Source organism: Spongiimicrobium salis, from assembly GCF_043678055.1.
Classification (GTDB): domain Bacteria; phylum Bacteroidota; class Bacteroidia; order Flavobacteriales; family Flavobacteriaceae; genus Spongiimicrobium; species Spongiimicrobium salis.
In genome coordinates, this window is sequence record NZ_JBHEQA010000001.1 from 457,091 (window position 1) to 479,426 (window position 22,336).

Genomic DNA, 22,336 nt, shown 5'->3' on the forward strand with positions numbered 1-22,336 from the left:
AAGGCTATTATTTATCCGTGAAAATCCCTGAAATTGTATCTAGGGGTTTTCCCTGATATGGGTGGTTAAACATTGTGTAGATGGGCATTAACAAGTAAATAGTGTTTTTAAAGTCATGAGCTTACGGAAATCTGTAACGGAATGATTATAAGTTTGTCTTATTTTGAATACACTTCAAAATCATCATATGAGAGTATTTTTACTTCTTTTTTTCATTCTTGCCAGTAAAAATGTACAAGCCCAAAAAGATACCATCCATCTGATTTCTTGGAACATCAAGGATTTTGGAAAAACTAAGAAAAGTGGGGCCCTAAGGCGTATTGCAGAAATTGTACAGAAGGCGGATATTCTTGTTCTTCAAGAAGTGGTTGCGGGCTATGGTGGAGCACAGGCCGTAGCCAAATTGAGTGACCAATTAAATCGTATGGGGGCCAAATGGGACTATATTGTAAGTGATCCTACCGATAGTCCGCCTTATATGACGGAGCGCTATGCCTATATTTGGAAAACAAAGCACATTAAAATCAAAAATAGGGGCCGATTACTCCGTGAACTCCATAGGTCCATTGACCGGGAACCTTTTTTAATCGATTTTTACCTGAACAAGAAGAAGTTTTCGATTATCAATTTTCATTCCCGGCCTTATCGTAAGAATCCCATACCAGAAATCAAAGCTCTTACCGAATTTATCACCACCTCCTTTCAAGGGCCTCTGATTTTAGCTGGGGACTTTAACACAGAAGAAAGGAACGCTGTATTTGATAATTTAAAAAAAGGGGGCTATACCCCCTCCTTTTACAATCAAAAAACTACTTTAAAACGGAATTGCCAACAAGGTGCCCCGTACCGAAACTATGCCATTGATCATATCTTTTATTCCAAGAAAATCAACAAAATAGCAGGAGGCATTATCGATTATGTACGTTTTTGTGAAAATTTAAGTCATGCTAGGGTCTTATCGGATCATTTGCCAGTTTTTTTGAAATTTGGGTTAAAGTGATCAATCCCCAAACAAACTGCCCTTAAAACAAAAAGTCCCACCGAAGCAGGACTAAAGATTTTCATCTACGGCATATAGCCTTATTGTGATAAGATTAAAGATTGGAAGTTTTAATCTTTTCGCTAAGATATACAAAAGATTCTAAAACACAATAACAGATATCTGTAGTGAGATGTTGTTTTAATGATTAAGTTTAAGACTATAAAACATATAAGATAAAATGTCAAAAATATTAGGGCTAGACATTGGCACCAATAGCATTGGTTGGGCGATTATTGATGATGCTCAAAATAAAATATTAGGTATGGGCAGTAGAATATTTCCCATGGGGGTAGAAAATTTAGGAGATGGAGAAAATGAAATGTCCAAAAATGCTAGTAGAACCGGAGCAAGAGGTGTAAGACGTCAATTTTTCAGAAGAAGGTTGCGTAAAAAAATACTGTTGCAGCATCTTGCAAAATACAACCTATGCCCTCTTACAGACGACGATTTTGAAACTTGGAAGAAAACCAAACAATTTCCAGAAACAAAGCTTGCTTCTTGGTTTGCATTGAATCCGTACCTATTAAGAAACAAGGCACTAAAAGAAAAGGTAACACCTCATGAGATCGGTCGCATTTTTTACCACATCATACAACGCAGGGGCTTTCTGAGCAACAGTAGAAAAGGGGGATTCCATGATGGTGCCATTTTCAAGGGAAATGTCAAAGAGGGGAAAATAGGAATTTGGAAAACCACGGAAAGTATAGAAGGTAGAACGTTAGGATCTTATCTGTATCATATTTACCCAGAAGAAAATAAACCTTACCAAGGTGACTTGGAACGTATCCGAAATAGGTATACTACGCGCCAAATGTATGTAAATGAATTTGAATTGATATGGAACAAACAAGCGCAATTCCACCCTTTTTTAAACGAGGAATTAAAAACGCTGTTCGGAGGCAGAAAATTAGATGGGTACAAGAAAGATGGTATTTTATTCCATCAGCGCCCCCTACGTTCACAAAAGCATTTGGTGGGCAATTGCAGTTTTGAGCCCTCTAAAACAAAAAGTCCTATAAGCTCCATTGCGTTTGAGGAATTTAGGATCTGGCAATGGGTCAATACCGTAGAATGTAATGGAGAAAAGATCACACAAGAAGAAAGGGGAAAAATTGCAGCGTTTTTATATGTTACGGAGAAAACGAACTTTAAGAGACTACGAAAAATCATTGGGAAAGAACATGCTGAATTCAAATTCAATTACAAAGATGATGACAAAATAGCAGGAACACATACTATTGCCCACTTATCCCATAAAAAATACTTTGGCGTAAAATGGTTTGAATTTTCGGCGAAGGAGCAACAAGATATTTGGCATATTCTATACTTCTTTGACAGCAAATCCAATCTAAAAGAATATGCACTGAAACACTGGGATTTCACCCTAGAGAAAGCAGAAGCAATTTCTAAGTTCAATGTCAAAGAAGGTTATGCCAGTCTAAGCAGTAAGGCCATCACCAATATTTTACCCTTTTTAAAACAAGGATACACCTATGATGTGGCGGTTGTCATGGGGGGTATAAAAAATGTATTTGGCCCATTATGGCAAAAGGATACCCCGGTCAATAATCAAAAACAGTTGGAAATCATTGAGGCTATTGAAAGAATAGTACGTTCCAAAACAAAAGGAGGTTTCATAGAAACCTTGAAAACATTGCTCCACAAAAATTTTGATCTCACTGATAAACAACTTAAAAAATTGTACCACCATTCGGCAAACATCCGAAATCAGGAATTACTTGATAAATTACCACTGGGAAAGGATGCAGATAAAGAAATACAGGCTATTAGAAACCCCATAGTGGTTACGGCATTATTTGAGCTACGTAAATTGGTAAATGCTCTCATTGACACCTATGGTCCAATGGACCAGATCAAAGTTGAAATGGCGAGGGATTTAAAAATATCGAAATCAAAGCGCAATCAAATCCGACGAAATCAAAAACGATTGGAACGGGAGAACGACCGGGTAAAAAAGGAGGTTTTAAAATATACCAATCTTTCCCATGACAACATGCTAAAATTCAAACTTTGGGAAGAGTGCAAAAAAACCTGCCCTTATACCGGGAAACCCATTGCTATCCATGATCTGTTTACGGGCGAAGTACAAATAGAGCACATTCACCCTTGGAGCCGTTCTCTAAATGACAGTTTTGCCAATAAAACCTTATGCTGGGCTAAGGAAAACCTAAAAAAGGGAAATAAAACACCTTATGAGTTTTACGGAAGTGATGAAGGGAATTGGTCTGCAATAAAAGAGCGGGCCTTAAGACTGTTTTCAGATACCAAAGAATATCCATTGGCCTATCAAAAATTCAAACGCTTTGTACAACAAAGTTTTGATGATGATTTTGTCTCCAGGCAATTGAACGATACCCGTTATATCAGTAAGGAAGCCAAAAGCTACCTTACCAAGATATGTACTTCCATAACTGTTTATCCTGGACAGATGACGGCCCACTTACGATACAAATGGGGACTGAATTCCATAATAAACGAAGAAAATTTCAAAACACGGGAAGACCACCGTCACCATGCTATAGATGCCCTGGTAATGTCCTGTACCAAAACAAGTTATCTACAAGAACTATCACGCTGGAACAGCTATCACCGTAAAGCTGATATGAAAGATTTTTCAATGCCATGGAAAAGGTTTAGGTATGATGTCGAAAAAGCAGTGGATACCATTTTAATCTCCCATAAGCGGGTTTCAAATAGCATTACTGTAAGAATGAACAAAGCTGAAAAAAACAATAAAATCTATAAAAACAAAGGGGTGGCCGCAAGAGGGCAATTGCATAAAGAAACTGTTTTTGGCAAACGCAAAGCACCTTTTGGTGATGAAGCCTTTCATGTTAGAAAGCCTATTGATAGTATCGTGACCGCAAAACAATTGGAAAAGGTGGTAGATAAAACTATTAAAAAAATAATTTTAAAGCGCATACAAGAATTGGAAGGTTTTGCAAAAGGAAAAGTACCTGCAAATACTTTTTTTACAGTTGATGAAAAGGGTGTAAAAAAACCTCAAATCTTTTTACCCAATAAAAATGGTAACCCTGTTCCTATCTTAAAAGTTAGGATGAAAGAAAACTTTAGTGGCGCAGAGCAATTAAAGGATAGCAAAAACCAATGGGTAAACCCCAGAAACAACCACCACGTACTAATTTATAGGGGTACTAATGGAAAACTAAAAGAAGAAGTAGTTACTTTTTGGACTGTAGTAGAACGTAAAAGAACAGGAGGAAACATATACAAATTACCTTTAGATGGAAAAGAAATAGTTAGTGCTTTGCATATAAACGATATGTTTTTATTAGGTTTACATGAAGATGAGATCAATTGGAAAAAACCTAATTTTAGTGTTTTGAGAGAACATTTATATCGTGTACAAAAATTATCCTCTAAATTTTATGAATTTAGATTGAATACGGAAGCTTCAATACAGAAGAATTTTCAACCACATTATGTCAGGATACAGAGCTTCGGAGAAGGCAAGACAGGTTGGCTCACCTTTAACCCAATAAAAGTGTATATTTCAGTTACGGGCGAAATAACCAAAATATCATCATAGGTTTGCCATCACGTTCTTTGATATAGTAAAATTAGACGACGCGATATTGTAATCTTCACTCTACCTTTGTTGGTAGGTGTTGTGGTTTGATTTCAGATTGGAAGACACGATATTGACGCGCACGGGACGTTCGCCAAGTTCTGGTTGTGGTTTGATTTCAGATTGGAAGACACGATATTCTGTAATAGAAATTGAGTTTTGTCCCGTCCGTTGTGGTTTGATTTCAGATTGGAAGACACGATATTAAATGTCCGTGAAATGTCTTGTTTCCCTGAGTTGTGGTTTGATTTCAGATTGGAAGACACGATATTATTTATACGAGGGGTCTAAAGAGTTTCTTAGTTGTGGTTTGATTTCAGATTGGAAGACACGATATTTCCTAAAGCTAGATCGTTGACCCTTGTAGGTTGTGGTTTGATTTCAGATTGGAAGACACGATATTCCTAAACCATTTCTGGGACGTAAGGGTCTAGTTGTGGTTTGATTTCAGATTGGAAGACACGATATTTGGTTTCACGATCGAAGCCGGTGCCCATGGGTTGTGGTTTGATTTCAGATTGGAAGACACGATATTTAAACCTTATACCATCTAAATCACCAACTAGTTGTGGTTTGATTTCAGATTGGAAGACACGATATTTTTTACAGCGTTTACAAAAAGACTTAAATGGTTGTGGTTTGATTTCAGATTGGAAGACACGATATTCGTCCCATTGCTCCGGTGTAATCAGCGCATGTTGTGGTTTGATTTCAGATTGGAAGACACGATATTACTTATCGTTCAAAAGAAGTACCGCATCGTGTTGTGGTTTGATTTCAGATTGGAAGACACGATATTTTCTTCTTGGCAATCGAGAGTTTCGGTTCGGTTGTGGTTTGATTTCAGATTGGAAGACACGATATTAGATCGAACAAGGGTAAGATGCAAAGCTATGTTGTGGTTTGATTTCAGATTGGAAGACACGATATTTTCTTCTACCTTCTCGATCATGAAGTTCTGTTGTGGTTTGATTTCAGATTGGAAGACACGATATTGACTTCGTAACTGACCCCAATGGTCATACCGTTGTGGTTTGATTTCAGATTGGAAGACACGATATTCATGGAAGTAGTGGTATTGATAAGCAAACGGTTGTGGTTTGATTTCAGATTGGAAGACACGATATTACAGTGTTTCGGACACCGGAATAACCAAGCGTTGTGGTTTGATTTCAGATTGGAAGACACGATATTAACACTCAAAGCGGAGCGAGAGGCGCAACTGTTGTGGTTTGATTTCAGATTGGAAGACACGATATTGTATGGCCTCTCTAAATAAAGCACCTACTCGTTGTGGTTTGATTTCAGATTGGAAGACACGATATTTGTTGTTAGCACCTCTAAGGGACCCGTTATGTTGTGGTTTGATTTCAGATTGGAAGACACGATATTCAAGTTATGGCAACAATTGACCTAAAACAGTTGTGGTTTGATTTCAGATTGGAAGACACGATATTGAAAAATTAGGGATCCAAAAACATCCGACTGTTGTGGTTTGATTTCAGATTGGAAGACACGATATTCCGGGTGATTTTCTTTAACAATGTATTCCTGTTGTGGTTTGATTTCAGATTGGAAGACACGATATTTCAGCGCCTTTGGACAGTGATGCGGCAATGGTTGTGGTTTGATTTCAGATTGGAAGACACGATATTAATATAAATGTTTAAATGTTAATAATGTGCGTTGTGGTTTGATTTCAGATTGGAAGACACGATATTAGCTGGTTTCTTAGCTTCTTATAACCAAGTGTTTATATAAGAATATCGTTTTAAAAAATGCTTCTTTTTAGTAGTGATAAGGCTTAATTGAGGCATTTTTTTATTTCTAAAACAATTCTAACTGTAAAGGAGGTGGAGCTTTTGGAATCTCTGCCCTGCCCCAAAAATTGAGGATATTGCCAAATTGCCTGTCTGTGATTCGCAACACACTCACTTTTCCCAAAGGGGGCAACAAACGATGCACACGTCGTTCATGCACATCGGCACTTTCACTACTGGCACAATGACGGATGTATACGGAATACTGCATCATATCAAAACCATCTTTTAGAAGATTTTTTCGAAATCCCGCTGCATTCCTGCGATCTTTCTTGGTTCCTGTTGGCAAATCAAAAAAAACGAACAACCACATAATACGATATCCGTTTAATTCCACAATTGAGCATATTTAATTTTTTTTCGCTCTCCCGTATAACATTGCTGCAAGGAACTTGCCGTTTTTTGCAGCGCAACCATCAACGGGCTTTTTTCATTCCCAAAATAGACCGTTCTGGTAAGAAGGTTCAGTAATTCCGATTTTATAGGGGTGTTCAGTTCTTCTTCTCGGAACTTTTGGGCAATACCATGAACGCATTCGTCCACAACAGGGCGGTAAGGTTCCATAATATCATCGGCAAGGGCAAAGGCATTATATTTGTTCTTATGGTGTATCCCCAGCGTATTGAGCAGACCACTACCCGATAATGCCCTGGCCGTGGCGGCACGTAAAATCGCATAACCATAGTTCAAAAAATTATTGGGATATTTACCATAACGTTCCCGTTTAAATGTCTTTTCAAAAAAGGAATTCCAATAAAAACCGGCCGCAACGCCTTCCATATTGGATGTATCGCCACTTAAAACTTTAGATGCCAAAAATTCAAATTTATTGTCTATCCCAGTAATCTTTTTAAGCATAAATCCTTGGTTTCTTATTTTTTCTTTAACCGTCTGTTGCCAAAGGTTTTTCTTCAACGGTGCACTCGCATTGATCTGTGCATTGAACAATTGTTGTTGTATATGATGCCCGTTCAGATTAAGGAACATTCCATTGGGCAGGTGCAGCGTATTACAGATAATTACGGCACTATTGTTTTCGATCAATAGATTCAGAGCCGGCAGACTAATATAGGTTTCCTGATGGTCCAGCACCAAAAAACCTATGTCTTCAATAGGCAATGACGCTATACGCTCATCTGTTTCAATACGAAGTTGTTTGTATTTACAGGTGATTTTGGCCTTCTTCTCTACTAAAACTGATCTTTTTATCATTTTATCACCAAATACAGATTCGTGTGTACTTTATTTATATGGGGAAGGTTTCGTAATGGCTCTCCAATTGTTCTAAGCATCATTCTTTCAAAACAAAATTATGTATCACTTTTTCCATATGGGAAGGCAGATCTGCTTGCTTAATTTCAAAATTCTTAAGGTTCATCTCTTCCAACCATTTACTCCAATAGGCGATGATTACGTCTTCCTCATAAGGATGTTTCGTAGCTGGATTAATTCCTAAAACAAGTACCTCAAGGTTGGACAAATCTTTGTTATTTGCTATAAATCCATAATCCTTCTGGTTAAAACGATCACTCCATTTTGCAGTATTAAGCTTATCCTTACGTATATTCTGTGGTGTTAAAAATGTTGTTCTATTGTCTTCTTGAATTTTAGTATTCTTATGATAGATATACCCATCGGTCAAAATCACTAAAATGTTTCTATATCCATGCTCTATACAGTAATCATTCACTTTATTTTTAAAAAAACGCCAGGTATCCGATCCAATATATTTTCCATCCGTGATGGCCTGTTCATAGATTTCTTTTGGTAATTTTTGATATGAATCCCTAATCTTATGGAACATCTCTAACGTGGCATTTTTCCTGATAATATGGAATTTCAGGTTTTTTGAAATTGCGTTGATTTTTCGATTCTTTGGTTCCGGGTCAAAGAACAATGCGATCTTATCATTCATGGTCCTTATTTTTTTTAGTTCCAGATGCGCGATAAATGCATTTGAAATAGATTGGATATACTCCAAATCTCGCTGGTAATAATGCATGGTTTGATTTCCGTTCTTAATGGTATCTATTCGATCGGACAAATCCAAAAGAACACTGATATTCAAGTTTACAGGCTTTCCTTTTTTTTTGATCGACCTATTTGGGGTTCCCACTGGTTTATGCTTCCCTTCATTTTTACAGGAAGTGCCGATCAATAACAATAGACAAGCGATAAGTAATTGTTTTTTCATGTCCTAATTGGTTTCAAAAATTAAATTTTGATAGTCCATGTCAATCAAGTCAAGATTTGTCAAATGCTGTTGTTCCACTTCTTCACAGGCCCTACGCAATTCCTCCAATTGCTTTAAGGGAAAGGACAATTCTGAATTGATCGCCTGGTACCAGCCCTCCTTATATTGATAATGATAGTACAAGTATTCTTTTACAGGTAAAATAAACCCATCTATCTTTGCCTGTAATTCCGTTATTTTTCCGGCAAAAGACACTATTTCTTGTTTCACAACATCTATGTCCTTTTTTAACACTTTTATTTTTACCTGAAGGTTCTTGATCTCCTCTTTTTTAGCACGTACAAATGCTTTTATTTTATCTACATTTTCGTGTTCTTTCATCACGAAATCAAATACCAGCCCCCAAATGACATATACGATAAAGCCTGCAAAAATTATCCCCCAAAAACTAACACTTTGCAATGCGTCCGGAATGGAAAATTCCTGACCTACCACAGCATCGAACAAAAATATTTTCTGTTCGATCAAATACGCCAATATCAAATCAAAAATAAACGTAAGCAACAATAATGATACTAATTTCATGATCGCTTTCCACCCTTTGATCTTATGGAACATATGGATCAAATACCCCAGTCCCATAAACACAAAAGGCAAGGTACCTACAAAAATGGCCTCTAACCAACCATCGGAAATAGCTTTAGAAAAAGCATTCGCATCAAAAATGGCCGCTGTTAAACTATCTGTCTCAAAATCTTTAAAGAATGCGGAATAGGAAGCGGAAATATAGAACACGAACAAATAGATGGTGATCGGCAACAACAATAACAATCCAATATAGAATTGTGCTTTGGGCCTTTTGTTTGCATTGATTCCATGATTTGCGGGCTTGTTGACCACATCAATAATCTCAGACTTCCTTTCTGCCACTTCCAATGTCGTATCTTTTAGTTGTTCTTCGATAATGGCTATCGCCGTCTCTCTCTTTTTTACCTCTGTCCTGTACCGTTCCTGTTCTTCTTTATAAGGTTGTTTTAATCGATGTTGTTCATCCAATTGCTTTCTACATTGATTTTCAAAGCTATTGTACAGATTTTTAAGGCCCACGCCAAACGTAACCGCTTCTCCCGAAGCTTTTTTTGATGCGCCATAACCTGTTTGATAATAGGTTACCCGTATCTCTTCCCGAGATCCATTGTCATCTACAGTTTCTATTTCAATGGAAGGCTTCTTTTTTAAGGTGAAAAGCTTACTGATATTTTCCATATTATTCCACATTTAAACTTTTTAGGATAGTTTCTTTAGGTATGTTCTCTTTTGCATTCTTTAATAAGTAGTCCACGATAGGAATGATATTTTCCTCCTCGAACCCAAACTTCTGGCAATACTTCTTTATCATATTGTATTCATCTTCCATAACTATCCCATCTGCCCAGATCATAGTAGCCAGATCATACAAATATTCTACCCTTTTTCCCACACCTTCGGGGATGGCCGTATATTTGGTTGGACTTAATAAAAGCTGTTTTAATTGCTCTTTGGAAACACCCCTGTCTTCGGCAAATTTGTATAACATTTGCATTTCCAACACATCAAAATCCTCATCCGCTATGGCGATTTGATATAATCGTAAAAAATGACTTTTAAGTTCGGTAGGAATTGGTTTTTCTTCCATGACAACAGGATTGATTAAACTACTTTATCTCTTTTATATTTTTTCTGGTTTTCAGGTTTAATTTTCTCCGATACTTTCGGCATCCCTGTCAACATGAGTTCAATTAAGAATACTACGCCCGAGATAATATCCAATTGCATCCAGATTATCTTTCTATAGAGATAAATAGGGAATATGGGATTGAACAATACGGCAATCACACCAAAAATCAACACCCAATACGTTTGTTCAATATTTTTAACAATGACCAAAGCGGCCCCGAAAAAAACTAGGATCCGCAATACCCAATAGTATTCCCTAGGTAAATTAATAACGGCCATGAACAATGCCAAAGCAGAGAGAATCGATACCGTTCGTGAAACATTCCGAAGAGTCTTCTGTAACGGTGATCGATTATCCAACATCAATTCTTCCGTTAAAATCAGAGGGAAGAAAAACCTTGTTGCTCGGATTCTGGCTAACGATTTTCATTCCATCGATATATTTTTGGGATAACATAATCTGAGTGGCGGTATCTCCAGTTGTATGTTCTTTTAATTTTAAAATATAATTACTCTCCGCTTCGGCTATTATTTTCAGCATATCGGCCTGGGCATTTGCTCGGATGAGATTGGCCTCCGCTTCTGCTTTTGCCCTGGTCAGCTCTGATTGTGCCATACCTTCCGATTCGGCAATTAAAGCTCTTTTTTTTCTTTCTGCCGACATTTCCTGCATCATGGCATCTGCTGTATCCTTTGAATAGTCAATTTCCTGGATCTCCACCCTCGTAAAAGCAACGCCCCATTTTGAAGCACTCTCCCCAAGTTCAATCGCAATCTTCTGGTTTAAATCTGTCCGTTCGGACAATACTTGATCCAACTTGAGCTTGCCGAGATTAGCCCGTAATGCATTCAGTGCGATATCGGCAATGGACTTGGGTAAAATATCAATATCATAGACTGCTTTGATCGGATCCACGATTCTCCAATAAATGGACGCATTGGCCTCTATCGTGACATTGTCCAAGGTCTGACATTGCCTTGGTGGCGTATCGGTCTGTTGTTCGGACAATTCTATAAAACAATCTTTTTTGTTGGCCACCTTACGCCAATTCTGCACATATTTGATACTTTCTATAAAAGGAATCTTGCAACGTATCCCTTCTTTTTGAACTCTAGCATGTTTGCCAAATCTTTTGATCATCAAAACATGATTTTGGGGAACTGTATATATAATGGCCATACGATTTCTTTTAATGGGTTATTTATTGGATTTTCTGTTTGTTCCCTACTTTTATTTCTTCTTGTAAGGATATTTATTCGATTTCTTCCTGTTCTCTTGTGTTTGTAAGGGTTGTTTGTTTCTAATGGATTCCGACCCACCTTTGCTCTTTGGTTTCTTATGATCGATCTCCCAGCCCATTTCCGAACTCCTTCCATAGGAATATCTATAGAGCTTATTTCCCATACTGTCCTGACGATACAATTTTGGATCTTTTCCGGGCATAGGCTTTCCCCGTTCCCAAACCTTCTGTATTTCATCCTGATTTGCCATTTTTCTATATCTTAGCTTTGATCTTCTATACCTGCCTTAGGAGCATCTCGTTTCACCGCTGCAATTCCGTTTTCACAAGATTGTTTGGATACGTATAGCTCACTGGTCGCTATAATTTTTCCATTGACTGAATGGAGATTAAAATAGAATTGATCGTTCGAACTTTTTTTAATGATGAATTTTGGAAATGTCATGATTCTTTCTTTTTTAAATTGTTGATGAATCAAACTTAAACCCTATTGCGCACACTACATTACAGATATCCGTAATACAAAATCAATCTTCCCACCCGCAGAGCGTCCTGCCCATTTCCTTTGCTTTTTTCAATGGCACTTCAAAAGTATCCGTGGAGCAGTGGGACACCCCCCTACATGTTTTTATAAGATGATAACGTTTACTTCCTTTTCCTTTATAGATGTACACCTTACTTTCCTTCTGATCAAAAAAAATAGAAAAAGAAGGATGCTAGAAATAATGATGAAATAGGTTTTTATGTGAATTTGGATTTAATGTTCTACGGGTACCCGTATTTTGGTTTCTTCAATATGCATTTGGGTTTTGTTCAATGTTAGGTATTGAGGGTTCTCTTTTTCTCTGTTATAAGTCACATTCTCGAAAGTTTTAATTTCTTTTATGGCTATTACTTTCACATTTACTTCGATCGGAATTAAGGAGTTATTGTTTAGCAAACCTATATAGAATGATTTTTCTCTGATATTATCACTTATTCCATATGCCGCTCTTCCTTTACCGGTGTCAAAAAAATAAAACGATTTGCAAGCTTTAAACAAAAGCACATTGTCATAGTCGGTCATAAAATAATATTCTACGTCTTCACCCGTATTGGGAATAATCAAATTAGTCAGTTCCCCAAGAGCTAAGGCTCCCAAGGGGGAAATATAATTTGATGCAACAGTTTTTGTAAGATTTGCTAAGGATTTTTTATTCTTCTCCAAAGCATTTTTAGAAGCTTGACCAACCCCTACCCAATATGCCCAACCAATAATCTTTTCTTCCCTTAAATTTCCCATAATTCCCTTTGGCAAATCAACTTTAACGAAATTTCTACTGTCATTACCTCTCGCCAATGAATTCACTTTTTGCCATTTATCAAAAACCAATATTTCTTGCTTTTCCAATTTCTTTAATTCTCTCTTGGTTTCCTGATATTTAATTGTTTCGTGACCGACCAAACTATCTTGTTGATACGACGTATAGGTCGTATCCCTCTGTATCGCCCATTCCCAATTGGTATTGAAGCTGCGTGTACTTTCATTCGCCGGAATTCTATGGATCGTATACCTACACGTTCTATTGGTCAATGAAGAGTTATAAAATCTGAATTTATAGACACCTCTACGTCTAACCTTAATCTTTTTTCCTATAATTTCATTGGCTTTAAACGTCGAAAACACGGTGTTAGCAGGGAGTTCCACAATCTCAATTTCTCGCATATGCCTCCCTTGGACCATATTGAGATTGAACAAAATTTGATCGCCTTCCTCAAAACTATAATACACTTCTTTGGTTTCATCATAGGTTAGTTGCAAGCTGGTTTCCGTTATGGGGATAATGCCTTGCCCATAATCGTAACAGGATATAAGTAGCATTAGTATGGTTATCTTTATTTTCATGACTTTTCTTTATTTGTTTCATAGTAAGCCACTGTTGCCAACAATGCCTCTTCATGTTCATAAATATCTGTTATGGATGTAATGACAACTCGAGTCTCATCCTTTTTCTTGTCGATAAGTCCAATGTATTTTGTAGCAGCATTTAAATGAAGTCGGCACAACGGTTTCCTATTGTTATTGTCTAGCAAGATGCCAAAATAGGATTGGGTGTCCCTATAAGCGATACGGGCTATGGGCAGTTTCCTTCTCAAAATAGCCACCACAATCCTAAAACCTTCCAACTCTTCTTCGGTAGTTACAATTTTACTCACTTCTTCGGGTTCAACAATTTCATCCTGTTGTTGTTCCGCTTCCTTGTTCAAGGCAGCGTTCAGGCGATCGTTTACCTTCTCACTAATGGTCTGATTAAAGGCCTTTGCCACCAAATCCGTAAACTCGTCCATGACCCTTTCTGTAAGACGTCCAGGGTATACCGTACTCGCAAAGAGCTTCACAAAATGGGATGAAGGTGCCTGTAATTCTTCAATGATCTGTTTTTTGATCTCCCGGGTATATTTTAGAGCACTTGCATTGTTCACGATTTTATTGACATCGAAATTCGATTTATGGAATTTAGCGATCTCGTGGACGATATTCTCCTTTAATTGCGCAATATTGAACGCCAGAAAAGGTTTATCATCCATTTTGTTCCGGGCATCCAAATCGGTATAAAAACGATATTCAATGCCATTGGTCAACAATGCGAAACGTGTTTTGGAAACATGGAAATATCGAAACAATTGGGAGTTATGTGCATCTAGGGATTCTTTCCAATGTTTACATTCTATGATCAATATGGGATTGTCATTCTGGAAAATAGCATAATCTACTTTCTCTCCTTTTTTTAATCCGATGTCCGCAGTAAACTCGGGCACTACTTCTGTGGGATCAAAAGTGTCGTAGCCCAAACTATTGATAAAGGGCAATACAAAGGCATGTTTGGTAGATTCTTCCGTAGAAATCTTCTCTTTTAGCTGATGAATCTTATCTGCTAAAGCTTTGAGTTGGTTTTGTAGTTCCATATTATTATTCAATTATGATGTTTTCCATTCTCAAAAGGATTATTTAAAAAAAATTAATTCTGATGGTTGCACACTATGAAATGACTTCTAAAGTTGAACCAAACATTATTAACATTAAAATCATTAACGCGAAGATTATTGGTAAAGCAATTAGCCACCAAACTAATGTGGATGTATTTGCCCTATTTCTTTCCAGTTTCTCATGAATTAATTTTAATTCGTACAATTGTGCCAGTTGAACATGTTTATCTTCCCAATCCTTCTTACTATTGACAAATTTTTCAAGAGGAGTTTGATATTTCATATATTACTCTTTGTCCAAAACAAGTTAATTTTCACAGCCATTTTTATCACATGTTATTTTCTCATTTGTGCTCATCCAATGAGTTGAATGCTCCGATGTATCAAAACCGCATCCCGTAGTCCCTCCTTTTTGTCTTTTGTGAATTTCTTTTGTTGGTATATGTTTAACTGCCATAACAATTTCTTTTAAATTAATACTACCGCAAACCTAAGCTTACATAGAATGAATTCCTTACAGATATCCGTAAGGGGCAAAATTTTATAAAAAAGAGAGATGATAATCCATAAAAAAACCTCGAAAAAGACAATCCTTATCGAGGTTTTTATTGAAGAAAGTGATTGTGCTATAAAATACCATTCCGTGTTAAAATGGCAATCAAATGGGTGGTATTTTTAGCTTCAAAATCATCAAACAATTTACTGACCCGTTTGTCCAACATGCTTTCACTATTGGGGGTGATCTTCTCTTTTTTGAGTTGCGCTACAATATCTCTTTTACTATGCCCTCCTGCCAATTGTCGTAATACCCGCATATCAAAATCATCCAATTGAATGGCATTGTTCTGTTTGTAACGATTTATTTGGGGGGAACAATAGGTATTACCATGATATACGTCCAGTATACCTTCTTTTAATTCCTTTAGGCCTTGACGCCCTTTACAGACATAGGCATCGATCTTACTTTTTTCAAAAAGCATTTGGATTTCCGTTAGATTGTCCCTCATGGAGTATACCAAGATCTTTATCTGGGGCTGCGCTTTACGGATCGCTTCAATAAGTGCATTCCCCGAGCTCAGTTTCTGTTCCACATGGCTTTCCTTAAAACGAAGATCGGTGATCAACACCTCATAGGGGATTCCTTGGTTATAGGCCACCATTAGCCGGTTATAGGCCGTATCACAATAGGTTTCCTCCTGAACCTCATCAATACCAAGTTCCGACATCAACTTTTGAATGCCCTGGTGTGTGGCCTGAAAATCTTCTGCTATCAAAACTTTTTTAAACATATCCTACATACTATTATTTGGGAATTTCCATTGTTGCTTTAAAACCATTTCCTTTTTCGGTTTCAAAGATAATGGTCCCGCCCACATCCTGAATACGCTTTTCTGTAATCTGTAGTCCGTTCTTTACATTTAATGCCGCTTCGGTGGCACCCCGGCCATTATCCGTATAGATAATCCTTAAGCCCGTTTCATCTTCCGTAAAAACAAAGGTGACTCTTTTTGCCTCACTGTATTTCTGCATATTGATCATTAATTCCAGGAGAATTTTATGAATCGTCATTTTCTCTAATCGCCCTACATTTTGCCAATGGATCTTGTCCAGCCCCTTGGTATACAATTTTGCTTCCGGGAGCAGATAGGATTGGAGCATTCCAAATAGCTTTACTTCAAAGTTCTCTCCAGTATCCACTTCATTGATTTCTCTGGAAAAATCCCGACTTTGATTGTACACCTCTTCCAAAACATCTAGTGCTTCCGTAGTATCGGTTTTAGTTTCCACCAACATCATGGCCTGGTATATATTTCCTGAAAAATCATCATGTACTTTACGGGACAAGCGCGCTTCGGTCTCAAAGGCCGCTTCCAGTTTTTCTATTTTGTTTTGTTGTTCCAAGTATTTGGTCTTTTCATTTAACCTTTTGGTACGCTGGTTATAAAAATAGGTCCCAAATCCAATGACTAGCGAAGCTATAATTAGCCCTAAAAGATATCCTATTTTTTGAGTGCGTTCTTTAGTTAATATCAGGGCTTGATTGGTTCTATCGACTTGTAGTTGTAAAACTTCTTTTTGAACTTCTTCATTGTCATATCTATATTTTGCAAATTGGGTTTTTACATCCAATTCACGATTATAAAGCGTTTCGCTCAAAAGGATATACTGGTTTCGAATTTCAATATTATTCTTCTGCATTTTCATCAGAAATTTCAAAGCGTCCAATTCTCCTCTTGGTATATTCTGTTTTTTTGAAATTTGAATTACAGTATCCAAAAATTTAATAGCTTTTCCTTGATTTATATTCGAAAAATACTCCCCTAAATGTGTATAACTAGCAATCTGCCCTCGATAATCCTTGATTCGAAGACGCATTTTTAACGGGTTTAAAAACTCTTTTCTACTGATATTAAGTCCTGATAACCATTTTGCATATGCTAAATTGTCAAGTACTCGCGCATATTCTTCTAGTTTTTCCTTTAATTCTTGATGATTCAAAATTTCTTTCAATACCTTAATCGCTTTCTGATATTCTTTACCATCAATATAAGTCGTCGATAAATTATTTTTGTAGATTAATCTATCTACTTCAGAATCCGTTGTTTCAATAGCTCTAATATGATAAAAAAAGGCGTCTTTATAATTCAAAAGTTTCCTATGATTTGTTCCTAAAGTATTATAAGCCGATGAAGTCAATTTAGCATTTCCAAGAGCTTCTAAGTATTTTATGCTCTCTGTAATTGTTTCTTTACTCCCAAAATAATCTCCCTGATTATGCTGAACTTGTGCCGCTCTTAAAGTAGAATTTCCCACCCAAATACTATCATTAATATTTTTGTATTGATTTTTTGCCTCATTGTAATAATAAAATGCACTGTCGGGTACCTTTGCAACATTATCAAAATAATGTGCGTTTAAATAATATTGTCTTCCCAAATAAAATTCATCTCCAATCACTTTTGCATGCCGCTCCAATAGTTTACCATAAAAAAGAAGGCTATCAAATTGACCTAAAGAGTAATGTATATAGGCTTTTCCATGAAGGATTTCAGAAAACAATGTTCCCTTATCATTGTTCTTCATCAAATCAAAAGCTATATTCACAGCTTTAAGTCGTTTGTCCAATGCTTCATTTTCATCAGTGAAAATTTTATAATTAACCGATAAATTATCATCCTTCATTCTTGTATTTTTACTCCAATCATCATCTTTCATTTCATCACATGATAAGAATAAGCTTATAAAAAATAACAGTAAAATTTTATTCATTAAACATATTTTTCCTTAAAAGTATTTAAAAAAAAAGAGTCACGCCTAATAGCGTGACTCAAAAACATTAAAACTCAATTTGTTAATTTCCAGTTCCTGGAGGTGGTGGAGGTGGTGGCTTTACTTGACCATCATCCCCTTCGGTCCCTTGATTCTCATAAAGAATCTCTTCCTCAGTTATGGTATCCGAAGTGCAGGAAAACAAAAACGCATTACAAACCAGTGCCATTACGGCTATGATAATTTTTCTCATACTATTTACTTTTTAAAATTGAACAAAGGGATGGCTGTCCGGGATCTTCTCGGATTTGTTTTTTTGTATCAGCCATCCATTAAAATGGGGAGCGCTCCCTTTGTTTTTTTGGAAAGCAAAAACCGTATACAGTAGCATTGCGCTACTTTCCATTTTGGCAGAATACCCACTGTATTACAGATTTCCGTAAGAATGATTTTTCTAGAAAAGCTATGTTAGCAAAACATAGCAGGAATCATTCTTGAGTACAAAGTAATGGGTAGAAAAAATCAATTCATGGAGAAATGAGGGAAAAGAATATCCGGAAAATAAATTCCTTGGAATTTCCATTGATGATTAGATTTATGAATACAAACTAGCTTAGTATATGTCTATAAAAGTTTTAATGCTTGCTTTTGAAAAAGCTGGAAGAGAAATTGGCTCAAAAAAGAAGACTCATCGTGCTCAGCACCTTTCAGATATACTTTTGGAGAATTATAATTATACTATAAATGAACGCACTTTGCGCGATTATTATTCTGGCTATATCAATGGAACAATAGGATTACAGAATGATTTAAAGTCTAAGCTTTTAGTATGTTTATGCAAGTATTTAGAATATAAAGATTATGCCGATTTTTTGAATCAAAATCAAACTGATACTCCTCCAAAAGAACCTAAAAAGAAAAAACGCAAATGGATACTTACTATCTCAATTAGTATCGTTTTTGGAGCCTCAATTCTTATTCCTTCAATATTTGAAAATGGTCCCGTTTTAAATACAATTTCATGTATGACATGGGTCAAGACCCATTATGAGGAAATTTCATGCGCCACAAAATACAGCGCTAATGTGGAGCCCCTAGACCCCATTAAGTTAACCAATTTTAGAAAGGTGGAAGTTACCATGGCAACCGATTTTTTTTCTGAAGAAACCAATAAACCCCTTATTTGGTACTATAAGAATAAAAATGGGGAGATTGAATATTTTACCGCTCCAGGTTTACATCCTATAAATGGAAAAACACTGAAAGCCATTACAGATCATATTATTAATACCTATGTACCTATACATTCTTATCATGCGAATTCTTTTGTGGAATAGAAGCAAAATTCCCTACTCTCATCATGTCTAACTTGTCTTTAGTCTATCTTTTTAGTTCGTATTCTTAATTCTGATAACTATCAGAGATCTAGTTGAATTGCGTCCAATACGTAATTGGATAACAAAACATAAGCTATAATATTAAGTGGTATAGCCAGCATTATAAAGAATTTCAAAAAACGTCGATGGCTGCCTTCCATAAAATCACAATAGAGCCAAATCAAGGACCAAATAATAGGAATCCAAATAAAATAGCTCGCTACTTTTAGCACCTTAACGATAACAGTCAACGACTCCTTTATTTCTGAAATATAGTTGGTTATATTTTCAGATTCTTCGTGAACAACATTTCCTAAATTGGCGATGTTATTGATTCTATTGACACTCGGCAAGTCACTATTGACCCAAGATTGGGACACATCTCTAAACGCATTATATCCTTTTTCAAAAGGACTTCCTTTTTCTATTTTTAGAATATCCAGATTCGGAAAATCTTGAACTTGTAGAACTTTACTTTTTGTTTCTATTTCCGTAACCCCTTTTTCAATTTCAAGAAGCATCCTATCTTGGACATTACCTAAAAACAGGTTTAATCCTATACCATAGACCATGGCCAAATGTCCTAGGCGTTTTAGCCAAATCGTTCCTGGGTAAATGGTGTATATGTTAAATTTCCGCATATAAAATATAGTATGCTATGAATTACTAAACCTCATTTATGCATATTCCTTTTTAAGCCAACCAATGGCACTAAAATGATACATTATTCCCACACTACTTATTAACACACTGGTTATAAACAATGACCCGTACATAGACATATCGGGTTCTAATACATAAAGTAAAATCACATAAATTATTAAGCATACTGCATAGTTCGAAATCAATAAAACCGATTTTCTTTTTTTAATATGAGATAACCATAAAACCAATAGACATAGAAAAAACCATGACCATATGGTATGAAGGCAACTCCATAAAATAATAATTGTGGCCTTTGCATAATGATTGTTCAATACCCATTTAAATTGAAAATTAAAACGCTTTTTATAATGGTAATCTGGTAAGTACATCTCCAGAAAATAGTTATTGTATATTGTTTCACTTGTGTTGCCTGCTATACTTAATCTAGAATACTCATCATCCTTTGCATTGAAAGTATATTCTCTTGTAAAATCATTAACAATCAGTTTATTTATACTGCGCTCATTATTGGAATCATTGGTCTGTATATTCAAGGAAAGTGTATTCTGTGTGGGCCATCTACTCCCAAACGCAAGTAACGATCGAAGAGTAGAATCCTGTTTTGTGGTAAATGTATCATCAACACAGAAGTCAATGGTCGCTTCAAACTGTTTGGGGCTATCATTGGAAAAACCAGAATTATAGAAGGTAATTGTTGCGGGTTTAGTTGTAAAATCATATGGCATTATAAAATTCTCTAAAAGCTCACCAATATCTTTTGCCAGAAACTCACCATCATTTAGCACATTGAATTCTGAAAAATTATCCTGAAAATAGAGTTCAAACAAATTTTTTATTCTTTGAGCACTTTGCAGTTTCTTAGCGTTAGGTGCATTAAAGAGCAGGTAATCCAACTGAATAAGCTTTACCTGTTCTATATTTGCGTTTTTTTTTAGTTTATAAAAATCATTCTTGATATTTTCCCTTGAATTGGGGTCATCATGAATTAAATCCGATACAAATATGACAACAAGTCGATTCTTTTTTTTAGTTTTCTTTGTAATGGAATCTAATTGGGACAGGGCTCTATCCACACCATCCAAAATTTTACCAAAATTGGTTTGCTGTACAGTACTCTTTTTTTCTTCTTGAAACGCAAAAACCTTTTCTATACTTTTTGCATCTCCATTAGCCACTGTCTCCCAATATGTCTTAGAATTTGTATTAGACAATCCAATCGGAAGCAACCCCTTATCCTGATGATAGTATACTCCTATACCCAATTCAATTCCATCATATTCTCCATTTCGTGTCATATCCGAAATAGCATTGGCCAACAATAATTCCGTAAACTTGGCTTTTTTAATAGTACCGGCCAATTTATTTGTGATGTTCGGATGATTGAAAAATATAGAATCTATAACCGTTTCCCTAACACTACTTATTTTTCTTGCATCGATCTCAGCTGAATTAGTTTTATCCCAGACAAATAAAAAAGCGAAATCATTATTTTTATTTTCTTCCGTTATATCCAATGGTATTTTTTGAGGAACTTCTCTAGTAATTATAATTTGTTTATTACAAAATGCTACAAGGTTTTTTGGCCATAGAATATTGGACTTATGATCTCCATTTCTATTTAACACACTAAAACTCATTCCCATAAACACAGCTAAAATGGTAAAACATATGGCAATGACTTCCCAGTGAAAAATGGTGGTAGTCCCAAGGGATTTTAAGATTTTTCGAAACTGCATCTTATTCAGCTATAGGTTCTTTAAGAAACTTGCATATCTTACTTCGAATATTTTTTAACACATTACCACTATTTTCAGTGGTATTATCTATGGTTTCAATAACTTTAGGCTTCGCATTTGCTTTAATCATTTGATCTAATTTTGTTTCTACCTCCTGTAGCTTTTCGTGAAAAGGTTCCATTGTTTTTTTGAGAACATATTCATCCATAGTAGTATGCTGCATGATACTATCTGTCTTTACGTGCTGTATCCGCTCTTGTAGATGATTTAAGAATGCTTGTATTTTGGTATCTATTTTGGAAAAAAGTTGCACTTCGTAGTCACTTTGTTTAATATAATCTGTTCGTAAAAGTGTCTTTTTTACAATCTTCCATCGGTTCTCTTGTTGTAGTTCTAAAATCCCTGGAGTTACAGTTTGTATTTGATTACAATTGATATATCTATCCTGAAAACTACAGGCTACATCTATATGAGCAATTTCTTTTCTTAATATTCTTTGAATGACTTTATGACTTCCTGAAATTATGGTGAAAATGGCTTTTCTTCCGTTACTTCTATCTACCAAAACCTCGAATATGGCATTTTCTCGTTCAACCGACTTATCTCCCCAAAAATGACCTGCCTCGTCCGGCATTCCAACAAAAAATGGCGTGGCTTTTCTTTCTATATCTTCTATGTGCATATTTGCAGATTTTTTA

At 36.0% G+C, this 22,336-nt stretch carries 20 protein-coding genes and 1 CRISPR repeat array; of the genes, 3 read left to right on the forward strand and 17 right to left on the reverse strand.

The features are described from left to right. The first annotated feature begins 187 nt into the window (after positions 1-187). A complete protein-coding gene (locus ACEXOE_RS02165) occupies positions 188-1,000 on the forward strand; it encodes an endonuclease/exonuclease/phosphatase family protein (protein ID WP_394747083.1) in 813 nt (270 codons plus the stop codon). Between the two features lie 220 nt (positions 1,001-1,220). Then, on the forward strand, positions 1,221-4,613 hold the full coding sequence (gene cas9 / locus ACEXOE_RS02170) for a type II CRISPR RNA-guided endonuclease Cas9 (protein ID WP_394747084.1): 3,393 nt from the start codon (positions 1,221-1,223) through the stop codon (positions 4,611-4,613). A 78-nt stretch (positions 4,614-4,691) separates the two neighbouring features. Beyond that, positions 4,692-6,373: direct repeats of the CRISPR family, unit length 36 nt; unit sequence GTTGTGGTTTGATTTCAGATTGGAAGACACGATATT. Positions 6,374-6,479: 106 nt separating this feature from the next. Here the strand turns inward: cas9 and cas2 are convergent. From cas2 to ACEXOE_RS02240, 14 genes are all read right to left on the reverse strand, one after another. Further along, on the reverse strand, positions 6,480-6,809 hold the full coding sequence (cas2, locus tag ACEXOE_RS02175; protein WP_394747085.1) for a CRISPR-associated endonuclease Cas2: 330 nt from the start codon (positions 6,807-6,809) through the stop codon (positions 6,480-6,482). Continuing rightward, the gene (gene cas1 / locus ACEXOE_RS02180; RefSeq protein WP_394747086.1) at positions 6,800-7,684 is read right to left on the reverse strand and encodes a type II CRISPR-associated endonuclease Cas1; all 885 of its coding nucleotides are present in this window, start codon (positions 7,682-7,684) and stop codon (positions 6,800-6,802) included. Before cas1 ends, cas2 begins: the two co-directional genes overlap by 10 nt. A 79-nt stretch (positions 7,685-7,763) precedes the next feature. Continuing rightward, a complete protein-coding gene (locus ACEXOE_RS02185; RefSeq protein WP_394747087.1) occupies positions 7,764-8,666 on the reverse strand; it encodes a hypothetical protein in 903 nt (300 codons plus the stop codon). Between the two features lie 3 nt (positions 8,667-8,669). After that, positions 8,670-9,932 (reverse strand): Asp23/Gls24 family envelope stress response protein, encoded by a 1,263-nt coding sequence (locus tag ACEXOE_RS02190; protein ID WP_394747088.1) that lies wholly within the window; start codon positions 9,930-9,932, stop codon positions 8,670-8,672. A 1-nt stretch (position 9,933) separates the two neighbouring features. Beyond that, positions 9,934-10,341 carry a hypothetical protein gene (locus ACEXOE_RS02195; RefSeq protein WP_394747089.1) on the reverse strand — a complete coding sequence of 136 codons (408 nt, stop codon included), beginning with the start codon at positions 10,339-10,341 and terminating at the stop codon, positions 9,934-9,936. 14 nt (positions 10,342-10,355) lie between these two features. Beyond that, positions 10,356-10,745: a DUF6804 family protein gene (locus ACEXOE_RS02200; RefSeq protein WP_394747090.1), complete on the reverse strand. Its 390-nt coding sequence runs from the start codon at positions 10,743-10,745 to the stop codon at positions 10,356-10,358. Continuing rightward, positions 10,735-11,562, reverse strand: a complete 828-nt coding sequence (locus tag ACEXOE_RS02205; protein ID WP_394747091.1) for an SPFH domain-containing protein — start codon at positions 11,560-11,562, stop codon at positions 10,735-10,737. Before ACEXOE_RS02205 ends, ACEXOE_RS02200 begins: the two co-directional genes overlap by 11 nt. 51 nt (positions 11,563-11,613) lie before the next feature. Further along, positions 11,614-11,874 (reverse strand): HNH endonuclease domain-containing protein, encoded by a 261-nt coding sequence (locus tag ACEXOE_RS02210; RefSeq protein WP_394747092.1) that lies wholly within the window; start codon positions 11,872-11,874, stop codon positions 11,614-11,616. An 11-nt stretch (positions 11,875-11,885) separates the two neighbouring features. Then, positions 11,886-12,068, reverse strand: coding sequence for a YegP family protein (locus ACEXOE_RS02215; RefSeq protein WP_394747093.1), 183 nt, complete (start codon positions 12,066-12,068; stop codon positions 11,886-11,888). 312 nt (positions 12,069-12,380) lie between these two features. Then, a complete protein-coding gene (locus tag ACEXOE_RS02220; protein WP_394747094.1) occupies positions 12,381-13,508 on the reverse strand; it encodes a hypothetical protein in 1,128 nt (375 codons plus the stop codon). Further along, positions 13,505-14,569 (reverse strand): type I restriction endonuclease, encoded by a 1,065-nt coding sequence (locus ACEXOE_RS02225; protein WP_394747095.1) that lies wholly within the window; start codon positions 14,567-14,569, stop codon positions 13,505-13,507. The genes ACEXOE_RS02220 and ACEXOE_RS02225 overlap by 4 nt, the downstream gene beginning before the upstream one ends. Before the next feature lie 647 nt (positions 14,570-15,216). Next, the gene (locus tag ACEXOE_RS02230) at positions 15,217-15,879 is read right to left on the reverse strand and encodes a response regulator (protein WP_394747096.1); all 663 of its coding nucleotides are present in this window, start codon (positions 15,877-15,879) and stop codon (positions 15,217-15,219) included. A gap of 13 nt (positions 15,880-15,892) precedes the next feature. Continuing rightward, a complete protein-coding gene (locus ACEXOE_RS02235; protein WP_394747097.1) occupies positions 15,893-17,860 on the reverse strand; it encodes a sensor histidine kinase in 1,968 nt (655 codons plus the stop codon). Positions 17,861-17,942: 82 nt separating this feature from the next. Further along, entirely contained in the window at positions 17,943-18,113 is a 171-nt protein-coding gene (locus ACEXOE_RS02240) for a hypothetical protein (protein ID WP_394747098.1), read from the reverse strand. A gap of 367 nt (positions 18,114-18,480) precedes the next feature. Here ACEXOE_RS02240 and ACEXOE_RS02245 point away from each other — a divergent pair, with 367 nt between their 5' ends. Continuing rightward, positions 18,481-19,197, forward strand: coding sequence for a hypothetical protein (locus tag ACEXOE_RS02245; RefSeq protein ID WP_394747099.1), 717 nt, complete (start codon positions 18,481-18,483; stop codon positions 19,195-19,197). 80 nt (positions 19,198-19,277) lie between these two features. On the opposite strand, the gene ACEXOE_RS02250 is transcribed toward ACEXOE_RS02245, so the two are convergent. The 3 genes from ACEXOE_RS02250 to ACEXOE_RS02260 all read right to left on the reverse strand — a co-directional run bounded on the left by ACEXOE_RS02250 (position 19,278) and on the right by ACEXOE_RS02260 (position 22,320). Continuing rightward, the gene (locus ACEXOE_RS02250; protein ID WP_394747100.1) at positions 19,278-19,877 is read right to left on the reverse strand and encodes a hypothetical protein; all 600 of its coding nucleotides are present in this window, start codon (positions 19,875-19,877) and stop codon (positions 19,278-19,280) included. 36 nt (positions 19,878-19,913) lie between these two features. Then, on the reverse strand, positions 19,914-21,545 hold the full coding sequence (locus ACEXOE_RS02255) for a hypothetical protein (RefSeq protein WP_394747101.1): 1,632 nt from the start codon (positions 21,543-21,545) through the stop codon (positions 19,914-19,916). Between the two features lie 94 nt (positions 21,546-21,639). Beyond that, the gene (locus tag ACEXOE_RS02260; protein ID WP_394747102.1) at positions 21,640-22,320 is read right to left on the reverse strand and encodes a hypothetical protein; all 681 of its coding nucleotides are present in this window, start codon (positions 22,318-22,320) and stop codon (positions 21,640-21,642) included. Positions 22,321-22,336: the final 16 nt, after the last annotated feature.

Excerpts from the sequence above, each read along its gene's own strand:
- ACEXOE_RS02195 (WP_394747089.1), bottom strand. The coding sequence starts at position 10,341 with ATGGAAGAAAAACCAATTCCTACCGAACTTAAAAGTCATTTTTTACGA.
- ACEXOE_RS02250 (WP_394747100.1), bottom strand. The coding sequence starts at position 19,877 with ATGCGGAAATTTAACATATACACCATTTACCCAGGAACGATTTGGCTA.
- cas1 (WP_394747086.1), bottom strand. The coding sequence starts at position 7,684 with ATGATAAAAAGATCAGTTTTAGTAGAGAAGAAGGCCAAAATCACCTGT.
- ACEXOE_RS02235 (WP_394747097.1), bottom strand. The coding sequence starts at position 17,860 with ATGAATAAAATTTTACTGTTATTTTTTATAAGCTTATTCTTATCATGT.
- ACEXOE_RS02215 (WP_394747093.1), bottom strand. The coding sequence starts at position 12,068 with ATGACATTTCCAAAATTCATCATTAAAAAAAGTTCGAACGATCAATTC.
- ACEXOE_RS02210 (WP_394747092.1), bottom strand. The coding sequence starts at position 11,874 with ATGGCAAATCAGGATGAAATACAGAAGGTTTGGGAACGGGGAAAGCCT.
- ACEXOE_RS02200 (WP_394747090.1), bottom strand. The coding sequence starts at position 10,745 with ATGTTGGATAATCGATCACCGTTACAGAAGACTCTTCGGAATGTTTCA.
- ACEXOE_RS02205 (WP_394747091.1), bottom strand. The coding sequence starts at position 11,562 with ATGGCCATTATATATACAGTTCCCCAAAATCATGTTTTGATGATCAAA.
- ACEXOE_RS02225 (WP_394747095.1), bottom strand. The coding sequence starts at position 14,569 with ATGGAACTACAAAACCAACTCAAAGCTTTAGCAGATAAGATTCATCAG.
- ACEXOE_RS02240 (WP_394747098.1), bottom strand. The coding sequence starts at position 18,113 with ATGAGAAAAATTATCATAGCCGTAATGGCACTGGTTTGTAATGCGTTT.
- ACEXOE_RS02245 (WP_394747099.1), top strand. The coding sequence starts at position 18,481 with ATGTCTATAAAAGTTTTAATGCTTGCTTTTGAAAAAGCTGGAAGAGAA.
- ACEXOE_RS02185 (WP_394747087.1), bottom strand. The coding sequence starts at position 8,666 with ATGAAAAAACAATTACTTATCGCTTGTCTATTGTTATTGATCGGCACT.
- ACEXOE_RS02255 (WP_394747101.1), bottom strand. The coding sequence starts at position 21,545 with ATGGGAATGAGTTTTAGTGTGTTAAATAGAAATGGAGATCATAAGTCC.
- ACEXOE_RS02230 (WP_394747096.1), bottom strand. The coding sequence starts at position 15,879 with ATGTTTAAAAAAGTTTTGATAGCAGAAGATTTTCAGGCCACACACCAG.
- cas9 (WP_394747084.1), top strand. The coding sequence starts at position 1,221 with ATGTCAAAAATATTAGGGCTAGACATTGGCACCAATAGCATTGGTTGG.
- ACEXOE_RS02260 (WP_394747102.1), bottom strand. The coding sequence starts at position 22,320 with ATGCACATAGAAGATATAGAAAGAAAAGCCACGCCATTTTTTGTTGGA.
- ACEXOE_RS02220 (WP_394747094.1), bottom strand. The coding sequence starts at position 13,508 with ATGAAAATAAAGATAACCATACTAATGCTACTTATATCCTGTTACGAT.
- ACEXOE_RS02190 (WP_394747088.1), bottom strand. The coding sequence starts at position 9,932 with ATGGAAAATATCAGTAAGCTTTTCACCTTAAAAAAGAAGCCTTCCATT.
- ACEXOE_RS02165 (WP_394747083.1), top strand. The coding sequence starts at position 188 with ATGAGAGTATTTTTACTTCTTTTTTTCATTCTTGCCAGTAAAAATGTA.